The following is a 15909-nucleotide window of genomic DNA, read 5'->3' as shown; positions in this document are numbered from 1 at the left end:
GGACAGGTAGGGGCGGGGATCAGGCGGTCTTGATCGTGAGGTTGAGATGGCGTTGGGCCCAGGCCACAAGATTGCCGGCATGTGCGCGGTCGGCCCGGACGATGGTGAGGTCGGGGTGCTTCAGCGGCAGGCGGAACAAGACTTCCTTCGCCGCTTGAGAGTCGTGCAGGTCGGCCGGGGTGACCATGACCCTCAGCGGAAGGCCGCGGGTGTCGACCACGAGATGCCGTGTGGGGCCGTTGATCTCCCGACCGCCCGCAGCGGGAGGTCTCGGAGGTCGGCGGCGGCAGCAGCGGGGCGATCAGGTCCCACTCGGCATCGGTCATGTCCGAGGCATAGCGGTGGCGGCGCATCTTCGTCCGTCTGACCTGACGCCCCACCGGGGCACGTCAGGAGCTGGTAGTCGCACCCTCCGGTCGAGGACTGTGCTCGATCACAGTCGGGTGGCCAGCCAGAAGGTTACGGCCGCGGTGACGGTGAGCCCGGCGTTGAGTGCGATCCGGCGGTCTTCGCCCAAGAGGTGCACGGCGATCGCGCCGGTCTGCAGGAGGACGAAGCCGATGGCCGCGGCCGGCGCCAGCGAAGTAGCGATGCCAGTCAGCGGCGGCAGGATCAGGCCGGCCGCGCCGAGTATTTCGACCGTCCCCAGCGCCCTGAGGGCAGGCAGGGATATGTGGTCGACCCAGGCCATCATCGGTCGGAGTTGATCGCGGCTGCGGATCACCTTGAGCGTGCCTGCCCAGACGTAGAAAACGGCGAGCAGTCCGGCGACGATCCAGTAGGCGATGTTCATTGGTTCCCGTTCATGGGCCGCCGGTTCACGGGGACCCGTCGATCGCGTCGATTACCAGAAAAGCCCTGGTGAAGGCCCGGCCCATCGCCCGATGGACCCGGTCTCCGAAAGGCTGCAGCGTCACCGCCCTGCCGGTCGAGAGGAGGGGTGGGTGGCCGGGCCGTGCTGTGCCTTCGGCTTCAGCCGGGGTCGGTGGCGGGCTCGGTCGCGTAGCGGCTCATCGCGTCGATGTTGGCCTGTGGCGTCAGCGGCCGGCCGTCGGCGAGTACTTGCTGGAGGTCCCGGAAGTACTGCACGTACAGGTCGGGGGTGAATGTGCTGAGCATGACGGCGGGTTGGTCGGTCAGGTTGGCGAAGGTGTGGGGGGTGCCGGGCGGAACCATGACGAGCGTGCCCGTGGTGGCGTCGTAGTCCTCGTCCCCGACGGTGAACCGCACGGTGCCGGAGAGGATGTAGAAGCCCTCGTCGTGTCGGGCGTGGCGGTGCTGCGGCGGTCCCTGGGTGTGCGGGGCGAGGACGGACTCGGCGATCGCGAGGCGGTGCCCGGTGTGGCTGCCGTCCTCCAGAACGCGCATGCGCGTGGTACCCAGAGCGATCATCTCGCCTTCGCCGGGACCCGTCACCGATACAGCGGGGTGGGTCTGCGGCTCGCTGGTCTTGGGTTCTTCGGTCATGCTCACGAGTGCACCGCCGGGGACATGCCGGTGTCCAAGACCCATCCTGCGGTGCCGATACCTCGTGGGTATTGTTGCAGCGTGGAGCTGCGGACCTTGCGCTACTTCGTGGCGGTCGCCGAGGACCTGCACTTCGGCCGGGCCGCCACCCGGCTGCACATGAGTCAGCCGCCGCTGAGCCGGGCGATCAAGCAGTTGGAGGCCGATGTCGGGGCCCTGCTCTTCGCTCGCTCGCCTGCCGGCGTCACGCTCACTTCGGTGGGCTCGGTGCTGCTCGACGAGGCGCGGGCCCTGCTCGACCATGCCGACCGCGTCCGTGTGCGCGTGAGCGCGGCGGCTGGTGTCGCGACCCTCACCGTCGGCATCCTGGGTGACGGCACCGACCCGGGAGTGGCCAGACTGGCCGCCGCCTACCGCCGAAACCACCCCGGCATCGACATTCGCATTCGCGACACCGATCTGACCGATCCGACGTGCGGGCTGCGTGCCGGACTGGTCGACGTCGCCCTCACCCGGGCACCGTTCGACGAGACCGCCCTGACGGTTCGTACGCTGCGGACCGACCCGGTCGGCGTGGTCCTGCGCGCCGACGATCCGCTGGCCCGCCGCGACGAGCTGCGGCTGGCCGAGCTGAGCGATCGGCGCTGGTTCCAGTTCCCGCAGGGCACCGACCCCATCTGGCAGTCGTACTGGAACGGCGGCAGGCCGCGCGAGGGACCGGTGGTGTGCGCCGTCCAGGAATGCCTGCAGGCCGTGCTGTGGAACGGCACGGTCGGCCTGGCCCCGCTCGGACACGACGTGCCTGCGGAGCTGGCCGTGGTGCCGCTGATCGACATGCCGCCGAGCCGAGTGGTGGCGGTGTGGAACGAGGGTGACACCAACCCGTTGATCCGATCCTTCATCGAGATCGCGACAACCGCGTACGGTCACTGAGCACCGGCAACCGGTGCTGCCACAACTCGTACAGCACGGCTGCCGGTTGTGACTGAGCGTCGTACTCGGTTCTGGCCGGCCTTCCGTGATGAGTACGCCCGGCAGGGGATCCGGCGATGCCGAGTCGAACAGGTGACGGGTCTGACCGAGCCACGGCTCCGTTCTTCGACCGCGGCGCGGTCAGCCGGTTTCGGAGCCGGTGCCGTTCCTTTCCGGGGCCGGCGGCGCCCGTTCAGCGCCTCCATCGTGCCCCTCCGGTAGGGCTTGCAGGCAGGCAGATGATCCACCGGGACGGCGAAACCGCCCAGAGCCTGCGACACCGACTTCGACAGGAAGTCCTTGCCCCGGTCCACCCGCACCCGGCAAACCCCCGAACGGCCCGTATAGCTCCGACGGCTGATCCCCGCCCGCAGCGCAGCCGGCACCGCGTCCCTCGCCGCCTGATGCGGCGTGACCGCCACCCCCACAACCACCTTCGACGCGACATCGATGAACCATGTCACCCACGGGCACACCGCCACGCCGTCCAGACCGGCCCGGACCGGGATCCGCTTGTGATACCCCTCCCAGCACGCGTTCCGGTGCGTGGGCGGACGCTTGCCGTACACGTCGTAGCGACGACGCGCTGCCTCACCGCCCTTCAACGCCGCCCGCTCCCCCACCGACAGATCCTGGCGCACGGCGCGCTGCAGGGAACGAAGAGAAGGAACCGAGTCCGGGGTGCGGCCGCAGCTCTCTCAGCGACCAGCTCACGGTGAACCGAGGCTACGTTCCCACCCCACACCGCAAGACGCTCGCGGACATCCGCGCTCACGCCGACCCGCGCGGGCGCCAGGGCCGCCAGACGCCCCTCACGCCAGGCCACCGACAGCCAGTTCCACACCGTCCGCTCAGGGCCGGAGCCGTACACGCGGGGACCGCCCAGGACGGTGCCGCGCTCGTACGCGGAAAGGACCCGGCGGTGACCGATGTCGACGCAGGCGGCCGTGACCGGCTGGCGCTGGTCGTGCTGACGCTGTACGTACCGGGTAGGCACTACCGAAGGTACCTCGTGCGGTCGAGATCGCCGCCTGCCCGAAGGCAGCGGACCCGGATGACGTCAGCGGCTCGCACTGCTGCGCCACCGCGAGCGCCGGTCAGGTTCGTCGGCCCACGCGGAAGAACAGCAGCTCGGGTCACCGCCGACGCCGACGACCGCGGGTCAGGGAATAGCTGGATGCTGTCGACCGACCTGAATCAGTCTCGGGACAGCCCTCAGACCTCGACGTACGCCACGACCACCACCGTGCGCAGCGCCGTGACGAAGTACAGGACACGCACGTGCTCGACTTCGTCGGCGTACTGGCGCAGCTGAGGGCCGACTGTGTCGCTGGGGACCGGTTCGCCGATGTCAGGGTCCATGGAGATGACGACCAGGGTGCGGTCCAGGGCATGAAGGTCCGTCTCGCTGGTGATGTTCTCCAGCTGCTTCGCGGCGGAGTCGGAGAAAGCGATGCGGGCGCGGCGAGGGTTGTGCGGGGCCATCAGGCGACGGCCGGGCGCTGGCGAACGAGGCGGGCGAGGTGGGCTTCGCGCAGTTCCTCCCAAGGCGTGCAGTTCTCCACGGAAGGCAGCCCATTGGTGGCGATGTCCTCGAGGACGGCGGCGAGCCGGTCCGCGTCGGCTCGGATCTTGGCTGCGTACGCGCGCACCGCGTCGGCGGCCGCAGGCTCCAGCTGCTGGCGGGCCACGGTGTCGGTGGAAGCCGGCTGATCGCTCATCGAGGCTCCTCAGGGCAGACCTGGCGTGTGTCACCACGGTATCGCCGGCCGCACTGGTCCGGGGACCGCTCCGAACGAATCGCGCAGGAGGCGGCGTACGGCGGGGTACAGGGCAAGGGCGCGAGCGAGGTGGGCGAGGACATAGATGCCGAGGCCTGCAGAAGGACGCCGCCCACCAGGGGCCCGCGCCGAACACAAAGTTGCGATCCTCGGTCGCCCGGAGGGCGACCGCCGGGGGGCCATGACCGGTTTCCGTCACGCAAGGGGCTGGTTGTCAAGGGTGTCGACGCGCTGCTGGAGGAAGGCGCCGCGAACTGTGGCCTCGTCGTGGGTGAGGGAGTCCTCGAGGAGGATCAGGGCGCATTGGCGTGGGCAGTAGGTGTAGTGCTCCAGGGCGAAGAGGGAGACTTGGCCTGGTCTGCCTCTCAGCCCTGGCGGGAGGGGACGGTCATCCGATCAGGGTGGTGAGAGAAACACCCTCGGGCAGGCCGGCATGGTGGACGTCCACCTGGTAGTCGACTCAACCTCCGAGGCCTGTACGCCTTCAGCCACGACGACGCATTCGGCGAGGCCTCCGCCCGCCAACTCCTCGACCGCGCAACCGTCAAGGGACTCGGTGACGCCACCGCACGCGCACCAGACAGTGCGCGCGGTCAGGGCCTCACCGCGAACACCATGCCGATGTCGCCGGCCCGCTGCACCGGGTTCTGCTCGACGCTGACCGTGAAGCCGCGTGTGAGGAAGACCTCGCAGACCGTGTCGCGGTTCTGCAGCCAGCGCTCCACCTCGACGACTGCCTGGCGGACCAGCGGCCAATGCCGTTCCTCGATGCCTGTGAGCACATCGAGTTCGGCGCCTTCCACATCGACCTTGAGCAGGTCGATGTGTTCGATGCCCTGCTCGTCGAGCACCGACGACAGGGGCCTGACCTTCACCCGGTGCGTCTCAAGCCTCCGCATCACCCGCAGCTTGCGGCCGACGAGAAGAGTGAGGATGGGGGCGGGTACGCGGCGCAGGGCCGGTCCCAGGCCGCCCTGGCGGATCATCTCGACAACGCTGGCGGTGACCCGCCGCCGCTCAGCCTCGATGTTCCCCTGGTCCCGCAAAGAGGACGACAAGATCGTGGCGGCCGGAACGTAGCTGAAGTCGACCTCGTCGTCACCGGACGCCAGGCCGTAAGGGAGCACGGTCAGACGTCCGTTGAAGAACTCGCGAGCATTGCGTTCGAGCGTCGCACGAAGTGGCGGCACCGGCTCGAAGGCGTAGATCCGCACATCCCCGTCCAGCCGCTCATAGACGGCCGCCGAGAACACACCGATGTTGGCACCCACGTCGAGTACCGTCACGCCCGGCGCGCACTCGACGCCGTGGGTGAAGTAGCCGCCCACCTCCTCACGCAGGAAGGACGCCTCCCAACGATTGATACTGTGCAGTTCAATCGCATTCATGGCCATGACAAGGCGATTTATCAGGTTTGGAGCCAACAATCCAGCCCGCACGCTTCACTTCGGCCGCCTCCCTGATGCCCTGCGCGTGTGGCGCGCCAGGTGGCTCGCCCGCATCGACCGCACAATCGAACTGCTCCTCGAGCGGCAGGCCGAACAGAACCACGGTCGACGTAACCCGAGCCGCCCGAGTGGAAATCGGGGCGCCGCGAACTCGATACAGGGATTTCAGTGACGATGTGCGGATAATGCCTTCTCGTACGGATTGATGGCTGTGAAGGTGGATAGAGGCATATATGCGCGCAACGGTTGGAGACCGGCTCCATATCCATTCCCGGTCGGTGGGGCTGAAAGATCGACAGGGCGAGATTGTGGAGGTGCGCGGCCCAGACGGTGCACCGCCGTACGTCATCCGGTTCGCTGATGGCCATGAATCGCTGGTTTACCCGGGGCCAGACTGCATCGTCGAGCCAAGAGTGCCAGAAGACATGTGACTGGGCCGTTCATCGATCAGCGTGCCGATCAGAGAAAGATGCCCGCGCCGCCCCCTTCAGGACGGCACCGGGCGACAGCGGCACCGCCCCTGGCCCTCCCGGCCAGGGGGTCCGGCCCCGCCCCTCTCCACGTTGATGGCAGTGGCCCGGCGCTCGTAGCAGCGGGCAAGGGGAGCGCGACCAGGCTGGGCAGGCCACCGAGCCACTCCAGCAGTCCCCCTGGGTGAGGCTGCGGTACCACACCACGCGCGACGGCTGGCATCAGCTGGCCGTTCAAGTCCGTCGGCTCCAGCTGGGCTTTGACGGCCCCGAACGGATCTTCGTGGTGGTGCGCGACGACACCACGCAGGAGAAGCGGAAGCAGAAGGCGCAGGCCGCGCTGACTGCCGAGCGACAGCGCGCCAAGGACACTGCCGACTTCTCCTCCGCCTTGATCACCGCAGCCTCGGAGCAGGAACTGCAGCAGGTCGTCCTGACCCGGCTCGCCGCGACCTCCGGCGCCAGCGGCACCGTGCTCGCACTCGTCGACGACAGCCGCCTGTGCATCTCCACCGATGCCAGGACAGACATGCGCGAGGTCGAGGCCTTGCACGGCCTGCGGCTGGACCAGCCGACCCCGCTGTCCGAGGCGATCCGTACCGGCACGCCGCAGTTCATCACCGACCGGGAGGACTTCACCCGCCACTGGCCGCACGCCCCACATCTGCGGCTCCTCCAGCTCGGCTCGGACTACGCCACTCTCTATCACCCCTCTCAGCGAACCCGGCGATCAGCCACTCGGGGCCTGGGCGATGCTCTACCCCCGCGGATACCTGTCGCCCCCGGACGAGCGGATTCTCGTGGGCACGCTGGCCGACCTAGCCGGCCAGGCACTCAAGCGGTTCAGGTTGCAACAGGCACACGTCGAGCTGGCCACGGCGCTGCAGCAGACCATGCTCCCCGCGCCTCCCGAGCACCTCCCGGGTCTGGAGGTCGCCGCCCGCTACCGCCCCAGCCGGGTCGGGCTGGACATCGGCGGAGACTGGTACGACGCCTTCATGATGCCCGACGGTGCGATCGCACTGGAGATCGGTGACGTCCAGGGGCACGACGTCGACGCCGCCGCCGTAACGGGACAGGTCCGCTTGTCCCTACGCGCGATCGCCGCCCAGGAACCGGATCCCGGAACCGTGCTGACCCGCACCAACGAGCTACTCGTCACGACCGCCCCCGCACGATTCGCCAGCTGCACCATGCTGCACATCGATCCGCACGATGGACAGGTCACCGGCACCAGCGCCGGCCACGTGCCACTGCTGTGCGCACACAGCGACGGCAGCTACAAGGTCCGCGAGCTGCCGGGGGCGGGCCGGTCCTGGGCGTCCCGCCCGGCGTCCACGACGGACTGAATGCCGAAGAGACCGCTGACCGCATCCTCGACGCCGCGATCGCGGTCGACCACCTCGACGACGTGGCCGTGCTGGTCATTCGACGTGCATAACGACCTCCCGCAGCAGGTCGGCGACGCTGTCGGCCTGACGCGGTGCCCGGCCCTGGGCAGTTCCCGCGCAAGCGCAAAGGGTTTTGGCTTCATCTCCCCGGAGGGCGGAGGTCGGACGTCTTCGCGTACTACTCCGCGATCCAGGGCTACGGGCTACGGCTTCCGCGAGTTGAACGAGGGCGAGAAAGTCTCGTTCGAGATCACGCAGGGCCAGAAGGGTTCCCGGGCGGAGAACATCGTCCGCGCCTGACACTGCAGCCGCAGTTGCTGTGGCCGGTGGTTCGACTGGTCGTTGATCACGTGTCGAGGGCGAACGAAGCGACCAGCGCAATTCATCTCGGGGCGGAGTTCTCGATCCGCAGTGACCACTCCGTCATCGACCCCCACTTCAACTCCGGCCCCTCAACCGAGAGCACGCCACTCACGTCGGGTACGACGACCACGTCGTCAAACCTGTGGCCACGCCCGCGAGGACCCGGATGCACCGCCCCTTCTCGTTGTAGATGCCCAGCCGGCCCCCGGCATCACCGAACTCCACGGCGAGCCGGGTGCCCGGCGCCGGGCACTGGAAGAACCGCGAGGCGCCACCCCTGACCTTCTGCGGCAGCGGCCCCACAGCCATCGCGTGCAAGAACCGGATCTGCCACCGCCCCGTCATCTTCCAGCCCCGCATGATCCGCACCGATTCGCACTGCCCGGGCTCGAGGAGGATGTGCGCCCTCTCCCGTCCGATCCCCGACGAGCCGGCGAACTTCTCCGTGTACCGCCCCCGGCGCTCGGTCACGCCGACAATTTCGAAACCCAAGCTGGCGATCCAGCCCCACGCCTCGATCACCACGGGTCGCCCGCGCAAGCCCTTCGGCAGCTCGATGACCCGCGACCCATACCCCGAGAAGCAGTTTTCGGCACCTGACCTGTTGAGCATTCCGTCCCATCCCCCCATCAGGGCAGCCACGATAAGGCAGCGGAGTTCCGGAGGTCGGTGGCCGCGACGACGGTAATGGCTGGGGCGGGCTCGGTGTTGATGGCGTCGTCGCCGGCGTGACCGGTGCAGGATGTACTCGGGCTCGTGGTGGACAGCGTGTCGTAGGTGCCCGCGCATGCTTGTCGTAGGTGAAGTAGCAGGCGGAACGCCATCTCCAAGGAGGCGGCGTGGCCACGCCGCCGTCGGTGGAGAGCACCGTGGACCGCGGTGTGCGCCCTGGCCGCGGTGGCCGCGGGCGCCCATCTGGCAGCGGGCAGGCTGGACGCCGGCCGCGCGGCACCGGCTCGGGGTCGCGCGCCGCGCGGCCGTGGGCCCACCGGAACGCCTGCTCAAGACCGGAGGTACTCGCTCCGCTCCAGGCAAACGGAATCTGAACTCTTTGTTTGATTCAGGTGTACAACTCTTCTCTCTCTTCCCCTGTCGAAGGGGTGAACAGCGGCGTCTGCCGCAGCGTGCGACGCCACCAGAAGAGAGACCTTGCTCATGACGATCCGTCGGTTGTGCGGAATCCTGCGCGTACGCGGGACTACCGACCTGTTCCTCGTACTCCTGCTCGGCGCCGGCTTCGCCGCGCTGCCGTTCTTCGCCCTACTCCCCTCCCTGTGGGGCTTTTTTGCGGCGACAGTCGTGACGTACGTGGTGGACGAGATCTTGCATGTACGGGCTCCGAATTTCGTACGCCGGCTGGCAGCGCTCCATCTCGACCGCACCATGCGGTTCGCGGTGCGAACGGTGATGCTGCTGGCACTGGCCAGCCGACTGCGGGCACCGGACGCGGTGCTCATCGCCGCACTCGCCGTCTTCAGCGCGCATTTCGCGATGATGATGTGTTATACGGCCGTGCACCACGCCATCCGGCGCCGCCGAATCCTGCCATTGGTCGTGCGCAATCTGGACATGAGTGACCTGCCTGTCCCGCCGCAGCCGCCCACGCTCCTCTACCGGCGTCACCTGCGCAAGCTGCTGCACCTGGACCTGCCGGCCCACGCCGGACTCCTGGTCGCGGCGGCCTCGGGAAGCGCGTCGGCCGCCTACTCCGGTTTCGCGCTGACCGTCATGGTGACCATGGCGGCCGTGGTCGCCCTGCTGGCGCAGTACCGCAGGACGCGCCGCATGCCCGACCGTGAGGGGGTGTTCGCCGCCGTCAACCGGCAACTGGCCGCTCACCGCCCGGAGGTGGCCCTGTACTTCAGCTTCGCCTCCGTCTCGCGTGACTTCATGTACCAGGTCAACATGTGGATCGACACGCTGGAGCAGCTGGACCTGCGCCCGGTGATCATCCTGCGTGAGCGGGCATCGTTCCGGTATCTCAGCCGGACCCGGATCCCGGTGGTCTGCGTCCCGAAGGCCGACGACCTCGCCGCACTGGAGCTCTCCACCGTCCGTGTCGTCCTCTATCCCGGCAACGCGGGCAAGAACGTCCACATGCTGCGCGTAGCCGAGGCGAAGCACGTCTTCATCGGGCACGGCGACAGCGACAAACTGGCCAGCAGCAACCGGGTCAGCAAGGTGTACGACGAGATCTGGGTCGCCGGCCGTGCCGGCCGCGACCGGTACCAGCGCGTCCGGCACGCTATCAGCGACAGCGCCATCGTGGAGGTGGGACGTCCCCAGCTCGCCCCCATCCGCCTGCACGCCGACCACGCCCCCGGCCCCCTGCCCGTCGTCCTCTACGCCCCCACCTGGGAGGGCTGGAGCGACGACGACTGCCACACCTCCCTGATCCCTATGGGTGTGCCCCTCATCGAGAAGCTCCTCGCGGAGAACGTCAGGATCGTCTACAAGCCCCATCCCCTCACCGGTAAGCGGTCTGCCGAGGCGGCAGCGGCCGACCGAACCATCCGGGAACTGCTGCGCGCCGACAACGAGCGGCGCGGCGCCTCGGAGGCCGAAGCGGCCATCGCCGCGGCCCGCCCCCAGTTGAAGGAAATCAAGGCCCGCCTCGACGAACTGGCCGGCCGGCACGGGGGCGACGACGCGGCGCAGCTGCGCGAGTCCCGGATACCCGACCATGCGGCTGCTGCCGCCTGGCAGGAACTGCGCGCGGAGTGGCACCGCGTGTTCTGGGACAGCCACGGCCCGCTCCGCCACAACGTGGTCGTCGGGCAACTGCCCTCTCTGTACGACTGCTTCAACCAGGCCGATATGTTGATCAGCGACGTCTCCTCGGTCGTCGCCGATTTCGTGGCGAGCCTGAAGCCGTACGTGCTGACCAACGCCCAGGACCTGCCCGACGACGCGTTCCGGGCCGCCTACACCACGGCCGGCGGGGCCTACCTGCTGGACCGCGACTGCACCCGCCTGCCGGAGATCCTCGCGTCGATCCGCGCCCCGCTCACGGATCCGATGGCCGCGTCCCGCCGCACCCTCAAGGAATATGTACTGGGGCCCGACCATCCGACGTCCATGGAGCGCTTCAAGGCAGCCGTGCGCGCCCTGGCGGCCCAGGCGGAGGCGGAACACACCCAGCGTACGACCGACCTGGCAGCCTGACGCCGGGCCCTGTTCAACGAGGTGGGCCGCTCATGAGCGGTCCTGGAAGATCCGCGAGTGCCGCACGGCAGGCTCCAGCGTCCATCGCGCCATGCTCGCCACCGCCCGCCTCCACAACCTCGCCCTCGGACGAGTTGACGGACGGCATCGGGATCGGTGGCATCCAGCGGTCACCAACCTTCAGCGAGATCCTTCAGCCCGGGTCGGAGCTCGGGATCCGTGAGATGGCCCGTCACCACACCACTCCGAAGAAGGGGCTGACCCGGCGCCTCCATGGCGCCCGCAAACGAGCGCCATGGAAGCCGGGGGACCTCTTGAACACTCACCCCGAAAGGTCGGCGCGCCACGGCCGCGGCCACTCCCCCGACGGCGGCGGATCTCCCGCAATGCCGAGGTCGCGTCGCGCGCTCTCGTAGAAGGCATCACGCGCCGCACTTGCCAACCGATGGGCCCTGGTCCACATCTCCGCTTCGACCGAACCCTCCCGTATGAGCAGCTCGATGGTCCAGATCGCCTCGTGCCAGCGCCTCGCCACCGCGATCGTCGCCGCGTCCCCGACGAGCAGGACAGACTCCCACTCCGTCGCACGGCGCGACTCCGCGTCGGCGAGGAGGGGCAGACCGTCGGCCGGCTGCAACGGATCGGCCACGTCCGCGAATCCGAGGGCAGCGCCGATGCGCTGGGCGATGCGAAGCTGCGCTTTCAGGGCATTGGCGTAACGGCCGTACGTCTCGAAGCGTTTCTCGTCCCACCGCTCCTCCCGCTGCCGTTTCCACCGCCGACGCTCGGTCAAGCTCTGCACGGCGTACGAGCCGAGCGAACCCACCACGACGCCCATCAGAGCCGGCAGTTGATCCAAGACCGCCACAGCCCCTCCCCCCTGTCCCCTCATGCCACACGCTCATCGCTCTACGACGGGGACCCCCTACCCACCTTCGCCAGGGAGCACCTCTGGGAAGCCGGACACCGAACGGCGTGGGCTCCGTCAGGTGGCTTCGTTGATTCCAGGAACAGCGTTCGGAGAACAGTTCCGGAGACAGTTGGTGATCACCTGGCTCACAGATCTCGATGAGGAACGACGGCACTGTCGGGTCCACGTACGTGGGACGGCCAGATTCTCGTCAGAGGGGCTGGCTGTCGACGGGGTCGCCGGAGCCGGGCCTGAGCGTCGCGCCGAGGTCGTACAACCCCACGCAACCAGCCCCTTGCCGCCCGGCGTGTAGAACGCATGGGGGTCGAAGGCAGAGACGTCTGCGGCACTGGTCGGCCCTCGGAGGGGTCGGCTTGCCCTGGTGTCTCTGCGGCGAGGCGGATCCTCTTCAGGGGTCGAGGAGCCGCCACACGGTCAGCGCGATCCTGGCCCGAGTCAGGCCCGCGGGTTCGGCGAGTTCGATGTGCAGGGTCTTGGCGATCTGCTCGAGGCGGCGGGCGATGCTGCTGTGGTGCAGGTGGAGCAGATCGGCGGCCCGACGGAGGGAGCCGGTGGCGCAGTAGGCGTCCAGCGTCTCCAGGTCTTCCGGGTTGCCGGCGATGCGGGCGATGGCGGCCACGTCGGCGTTCTCCCGCGCGGCCTGCTGGGGCACCTCGGCCAGGAGCGCCAGCGCGCCCAGGTCGGCGTGGCGGATGACGGGTTCGCGCGGGGTCGTGAAGCGAAGGGCGGTGCGCGCCTCCCGCCAGCACCGGGCGGGGCTGTCGGCGGCGCCGATTCCCGCGCGCACGCCTGCCGGGAACCGGGCCGGGTCCACGAAGGTCGCCAGGATGACACCGACATCGGCGAGCGGCGCCGCTTTCACCGGGCGGCCCGGGCAGATCAGGCCGCCGATCCGGTCGAGCGGCAGCTGCGAGCGTACGGCGACGACGTGCAGGGGCAGTTCGGCGGCGAAACCCAGGAGCCGCAGGGCACGGGCTCTGGCCGCGTCGTCGCCGTCCGAGCTGATCGCCAGTTCTACGAGGGCAGGGTCGGCCATGGTGGTGTGGGCGGGGCCGTAGCGCTCGGCGGCGGCCGCCGCGGCAATGGCGAGCCTGTCGAGGAGCACTTCGTCGAGTGGATTCGGCGGGCCGGGGCGTTCCAGCCACACCCTGCCGATCTGCTCCTCGTCTAGCGTGATCGGCGCCGTGGTGGACGCGGGTGCCGGCGGGGCGGACGCCGGCCTGCCGTCGGGCTGGACGCGGGTCGCCCGGACCGTGCCGTGGAGTTGTATGCCGGTCACGCACTCGGCCAGGCCGGCCGAGGCCCGGGCGAGTGCCGGAAGGTCCACCCGTCGGCGCATCAGCGTGTCGTAGAACGCGACGATGCGCATCGCTCCGTCGACGTACGGATCCAGTCCCGACAGCCGAACGGCCAGTGCCTCCATGACGGAAGGATAGAAGGACGGGGGTGCGCCGATCGGTGCGTGATCGGGGCGGGATGCGCGACGGATGGCGGGTGACCCCGTGGTGGGCGACCGTGAGGATGGTCGTCATGGATCCCGAACTCGAAGCATTCATCCCGTTCCTCCCGCAACTCGACATGAACTCCCCGGTCGCCGCACGCAAAGACTTCGCCGAGCGTGCGGCTGCGGTGCCGGCACCGGACACCTCGGACATGGATGTCGAGGACCGCACGGTGTCCGCCGATCCGGACGTGGCGGTCCGGGTCTACCGCCCGCACCGGGCACAGGGCGCCGTCGTCTGGCTGCACGGCGGCGGCGGAGTCTTCGGGGACCTGGACACCGAGCATCCGTGGGCCGCCCGGGTCGCGTCCGCTTCCGGGGCGGTGGTGATCTCGGTGGGCTACCGCCTGGCGCCCGAAGATCCGTTCCCGGCCGCCTTCGACGACGCCTACGCCGCACTGACCTGGACGGCCGAGCACGCCGGCGAACTCGGCATCGACCCGGAGCGGATCGCGGTCGGCGGTCACAGTGCCGGCGCGAACCTCGCGGCCGCGGTGGCGTTGCGGTCGCGTGACGAGCAGGGACCGGCGATCCGCTTCCAACTGCTCAACCAGCCGGGACTGGACGACCGGCAGGAGACGTGGTCGGCGCGGAACTTCACCGACACGCCGTGGTTCGACCGCGACAAGCTCACCGCGGCGTGGCGGCACTACCTGGGCTCCCGGCCCGCCACACCGTATGCGGCCCCCGCGCGGGCCGCCGATCTGTCCGGGCTGCCACCGGCCTACATCGCCACCGCGGAGTTCTGTCCCAACCGCGACGAGGGCATCGCCTACGCGCTGCGCCTGATGCAGGCGGGCGTGTCGGTCGAGCTCCACCAGTGGCCCGGCACCTTCCACGGATCACAGGCGCTGCTGTTCGCCGAGGTCTCGCAGCGCCAGAACGCCGAACTCGGCGCCGCCCTGCGCCGCGCCCTGGCCGATTGAGCCGTGCACGCCGAGAGGTACGGGGAGCGTCCCCGTCGCCTGTACTCATGGATCACGAAAGGACGGCTGCTTTGAAGATTCGACTGGCGGTGTGTGGAAGTGTGGCCGCGCTGAGTGTCTGCGCGGGAACGGTGGCGGCAGCGCCCTCGCCCGACGAGGCACATTCCGTGGCGGCCTACGGCACGGGCCCGTCGACCCCCTTCCGTCCCGCGGAGCTGAAGTCCGCCCTGGAGGGTGTCCACCGCGCGGGGATACCGGGGGTGTACGCCGAGGTGCGCCAGGGCGGCCGGACATGGCGCGGTGCTTCCGGGGTCGCCGATGTCACCACCGGCCGTCCCGTCACTCCCGACATGCGGCAGCGCGTCGGCAGCATCACCAAGACCTTCACCGCCGCCGCGATCATGCAGCAGGTCGAGCAGGGCCGGATCCGGCTCGATGCGCCGATCGGCGACTACCTGCCGCACCTGGTGCCGGGAGAACGCGGCCGGAAGATCACGGTGCGGATGCTGCTCAACAACACCAGCGGCATCCCCGATTACATCCGATACGCGTTCCCGTCCCTCCAGACTGCCTCGCCCCAGAGCCTGGACGACAACCGGTTCAGGCAGTTCCGCCCGGACGAGCTGATCGAGCTGGGACTCGACGCGCCTCCCGCCGGCGAGCCCGGAGGCACCCCAGGGGTGTACTCCAACACCAATTACCTGCTCCTCGGCCAACTCCTGGAACACGTGACCGGTATTCCGGCCGAGGAGTACATCACCCGGAACGTCATCGAGCGTGCCGGCCTCCGGCACACCGGGTTTCCGACCGGAACCCGGATCGAGGGGCCGCACTCCCGGATGTACGAGGCCCTGTGGGGCGCGCTCGACCCACCGCGCGACTACAGCGTCTACAACATGTCCTGGACGGGGACGGGAGCCGCTCTGGTGTCGACCACGGACGATCTCAACCGCTTCTACCGCAAGCTGCTCGACGGCAGGATCGTGAACCGGTCGTCGCTGGAGCAGATGCAGCGCACGGTCCCGGTCACCGCGCTGGACGGATCGACGATCCAGTACGGCCTCGGCCTGCACAAGGTGGACATCCCTGGCTGCGGCACCTTCTGGGGGCACGACGGCACGGTCTGGGGGGCCGGAACGATCTCCCTGACCCGGGCCGACGGCACACGCCAGATGTCGGTCGCGGTCAACCTCCAGAGGTGGAACACGCCCGACTCCTCCGGCAAGCCGCAGCCCCACCCCATCGACGACGCGCTGAAGACGCTGTACGGGCAGGCGATGTGCGGTGACGGTCAGGCAGCCCGGCCGTAGCGGTCCGGGGCGAGTTCGAGCATGATCGTGGGGCCTGGTCCGACCCGGACGTCGGCACCGAGGCGACCGAGGCGAGAGAGCGCCTGACCCTGAAGACCTCCCCGGGAGGGCACCGCGAGGACCGGGAAGCCCATCGGCAAGGCCGTGGACTTGTCCCGTGCGTCCGATCCCGCCAGTTCCTTCC

General features: G+C 69.1%; 15 protein-coding genes and 1 pseudogene. 7 read left to right on the top strand and 9 right to left on the bottom strand.

The window, feature by feature from the left end; genetic code table 11:
• Positions 1–25: 25 nt before the first annotated feature.
• From ACZ4SF_RS32110 to ACZ4SF_RS32100, 3 genes and pseudogenes are all read right to left on the bottom strand, one after another.
• Positions 26–256: pseudogene (locus tag ACZ4SF_RS32110) on the bottom strand (transposase); the annotation flags it as partial.
• Positions 257–433: 177 nt separating this feature from the next.
• A complete protein-coding gene (locus tag ACZ4SF_RS32105) occupies positions 434–793 on the bottom strand; it encodes a DoxX family protein (RefSeq protein WP_468391464.1) in 360 nt (119 codons plus the stop codon).
• A 179-nt stretch (positions 794–972) separates the two neighbouring features.
• On the bottom strand, positions 973–1467 hold the full coding sequence (locus tag ACZ4SF_RS32100) for a cupin domain-containing protein (protein ID WP_468391461.1): 495 nt from the start codon (positions 1465–1467) through the stop codon (positions 973–975).
• Between the two features lie 96 nt (positions 1468–1563).
• On the opposite strand from ACZ4SF_RS32100, the gene ACZ4SF_RS32095 reads away from it, so the two are divergent.
• Complete coding sequence (locus tag ACZ4SF_RS32095; protein ID WP_468391665.1) at positions 1564–2400, top strand: LysR family transcriptional regulator; 837 nt, start codon at positions 1564–1566, stop codon at positions 2398–2400.
• A 1254-nt stretch (positions 2401–3654) separates the two neighbouring features.
• Here the strand turns inward: ACZ4SF_RS32095 and ACZ4SF_RS32090 are convergent.
• From ACZ4SF_RS32090 to ACZ4SF_RS32080, 3 genes are all read right to left on the bottom strand, one after another.
• A complete protein-coding gene (locus ACZ4SF_RS32090; protein ID WP_468391458.1) occupies positions 3655–3924 on the bottom strand; it encodes a hypothetical protein in 270 nt (89 codons plus the stop codon).
• Positions 3924–4160: a hypothetical protein gene (locus ACZ4SF_RS32085; RefSeq protein ID WP_468391455.1), complete on the bottom strand. Its 237-nt coding sequence runs from the start codon at positions 4158–4160 to the stop codon at positions 3924–3926. The genes ACZ4SF_RS32090 and ACZ4SF_RS32085 overlap by 1 nt, the downstream gene beginning before the upstream one ends.
• 653 nt (positions 4161–4813) lie before the next feature.
• Positions 4814–5614, bottom strand: a complete 801-nt coding sequence (locus ACZ4SF_RS32080) for an FkbM family methyltransferase (RefSeq protein WP_468391452.1) — start codon at positions 5612–5614, stop codon at positions 4814–4816.
• A gap of 287 nt (positions 5615–5901) precedes the next feature.
• Here ACZ4SF_RS32080 and ACZ4SF_RS32075 point away from each other — a divergent pair, with 287 nt between their 5' ends.
• From ACZ4SF_RS32075 to ACZ4SF_RS32065, 3 genes are all read left to right on the top strand, one after another.
• Positions 5902–6099 (top strand): DUF1918 domain-containing protein, encoded by a 198-nt coding sequence (locus ACZ4SF_RS32075; protein WP_468391449.1) that lies wholly within the window; start codon positions 5902–5904, stop codon positions 6097–6099.
• A gap of 791 nt (positions 6100–6890) precedes the next feature.
• Positions 6891–7487 (top strand): PP2C family protein-serine/threonine phosphatase, encoded by a 597-nt coding sequence (locus ACZ4SF_RS32070; RefSeq protein WP_468391447.1) that lies wholly within the window; start codon positions 6891–6893, stop codon positions 7485–7487.
• Between the two features lie 144 nt (positions 7488–7631).
• Complete coding sequence (locus ACZ4SF_RS32065; RefSeq protein WP_468391663.1) at positions 7632–7829, top strand: cold-shock protein; 198 nt, start codon at positions 7632–7634, stop codon at positions 7827–7829.
• A 171-nt stretch (positions 7830–8000) separates the two neighbouring features.
• On the opposite strand, the gene ACZ4SF_RS32060 is transcribed toward ACZ4SF_RS32065, so the two are convergent.
• Positions 8001–8534, bottom strand: coding sequence for a hypothetical protein (locus ACZ4SF_RS32060; protein WP_468391444.1), 534 nt, complete (start codon positions 8532–8534; stop codon positions 8001–8003).
• 513 nt (positions 8535–9047) lie between these two features.
• Between ACZ4SF_RS32060 and ACZ4SF_RS32055 the strand changes: the two genes are divergently transcribed.
• Positions 9048–11057 (top strand): hypothetical protein, encoded by a 2010-nt coding sequence (locus ACZ4SF_RS32055; RefSeq protein WP_468391442.1) that lies wholly within the window; start codon positions 9048–9050, stop codon positions 11055–11057.
• 322 nt (positions 11058–11379) lie between these two features.
• Here ACZ4SF_RS32055 and ACZ4SF_RS32050 read toward each other — a convergent pair whose 3' ends face one another.
• Both ACZ4SF_RS32050 and ACZ4SF_RS32045 read right to left on the bottom strand, forming a co-directional pair.
• On the bottom strand, positions 11380–11925 hold the full coding sequence (locus tag ACZ4SF_RS32050; protein WP_468391439.1) for a hypothetical protein: 546 nt from the start codon (positions 11923–11925) through the stop codon (positions 11380–11382).
• 451 nt (positions 11926–12376) lie between these two features.
• A complete protein-coding gene (locus ACZ4SF_RS32045) occupies positions 12377–13411 on the bottom strand; it encodes a helix-turn-helix domain-containing protein (protein WP_468391436.1) in 1035 nt (344 codons plus the stop codon).
• 107 nt (positions 13412–13518) lie between these two features.
• Between ACZ4SF_RS32045 and ACZ4SF_RS32040 the strand changes: the two genes are divergently transcribed.
• Positions 13519–14415, top strand: a complete 897-nt coding sequence (locus ACZ4SF_RS32040) for an alpha/beta hydrolase (RefSeq protein ID WP_468391433.1) — start codon at positions 13519–13521, stop codon at positions 14413–14415.
• A 215-nt stretch (positions 14416–14630) separates the two neighbouring features.
• The gene (locus tag ACZ4SF_RS32035) at positions 14631–15725 is read left to right on the top strand and encodes a serine hydrolase domain-containing protein (protein ID WP_468391660.1); all 1095 of its coding nucleotides are present in this window, start codon (positions 14631–14633) and stop codon (positions 15723–15725) included.
• Positions 15726–15909 lie beyond the last annotated feature (184 nt).

It is taken from the genome of Streptomyces sp. NPDC027663 (assembly GCF_055566415.1).
This window is presented reverse-complemented; position numbering and strand designations above follow the sequence as displayed.

Coding starts and splice junctions, on each gene's coding strand:
- ACZ4SF_RS32105 (WP_468391464.1), bottom strand. CDS start 793: ATGAACATCGCCTACTGGATCGTCGCCGGACTGCTCGCCGTTTTCTAC.
- ACZ4SF_RS32100 (WP_468391461.1), bottom strand. CDS start 1,467: ATGACCGAAGAACCCAAGACCAGCGAGCCGCAGACCCACCCCGCTGTA.
- ACZ4SF_RS32090 (WP_468391458.1), bottom strand. CDS start 3,924: ATGGCCCCGCACAACCCTCGCCGCGCCCGCATCGCTTTCTCCGACTCC.
- ACZ4SF_RS32085 (WP_468391455.1), bottom strand. CDS start 4,160: ATGAGCGATCAGCCGGCTTCCACCGACACCGTGGCCCGCCAGCAGCTG.
- ACZ4SF_RS32080 (WP_468391452.1), bottom strand. CDS start 5,614: ATGGCCATGAATGCGATTGAACTGCACAGTATCAATCGTTGGGAGGCG.
- ACZ4SF_RS32075 (WP_468391449.1), top strand. CDS start 5,902: ATGCGCGCAACGGTTGGAGACCGGCTCCATATCCATTCCCGGTCGGTG.
- ACZ4SF_RS32070 (WP_468391447.1), top strand. CDS start 6,891: ATGCTCTACCCCCGCGGATACCTGTCGCCCCCGGACGAGCGGATTCTC.
- ACZ4SF_RS32055 (WP_468391442.1), top strand. CDS start 9,048: ATGACGATCCGTCGGTTGTGCGGAATCCTGCGCGTACGCGGGACTACC.
- ACZ4SF_RS32045 (WP_468391436.1), bottom strand. CDS start 13,411: ATGGAGGCACTGGCCGTTCGGCTGTCGGGACTGGATCCGTACGTCGAC.
- ACZ4SF_RS32040 (WP_468391433.1), top strand. CDS start 13,519: ATGGATCCCGAACTCGAAGCATTCATCCCGTTCCTCCCGCAACTCGAC.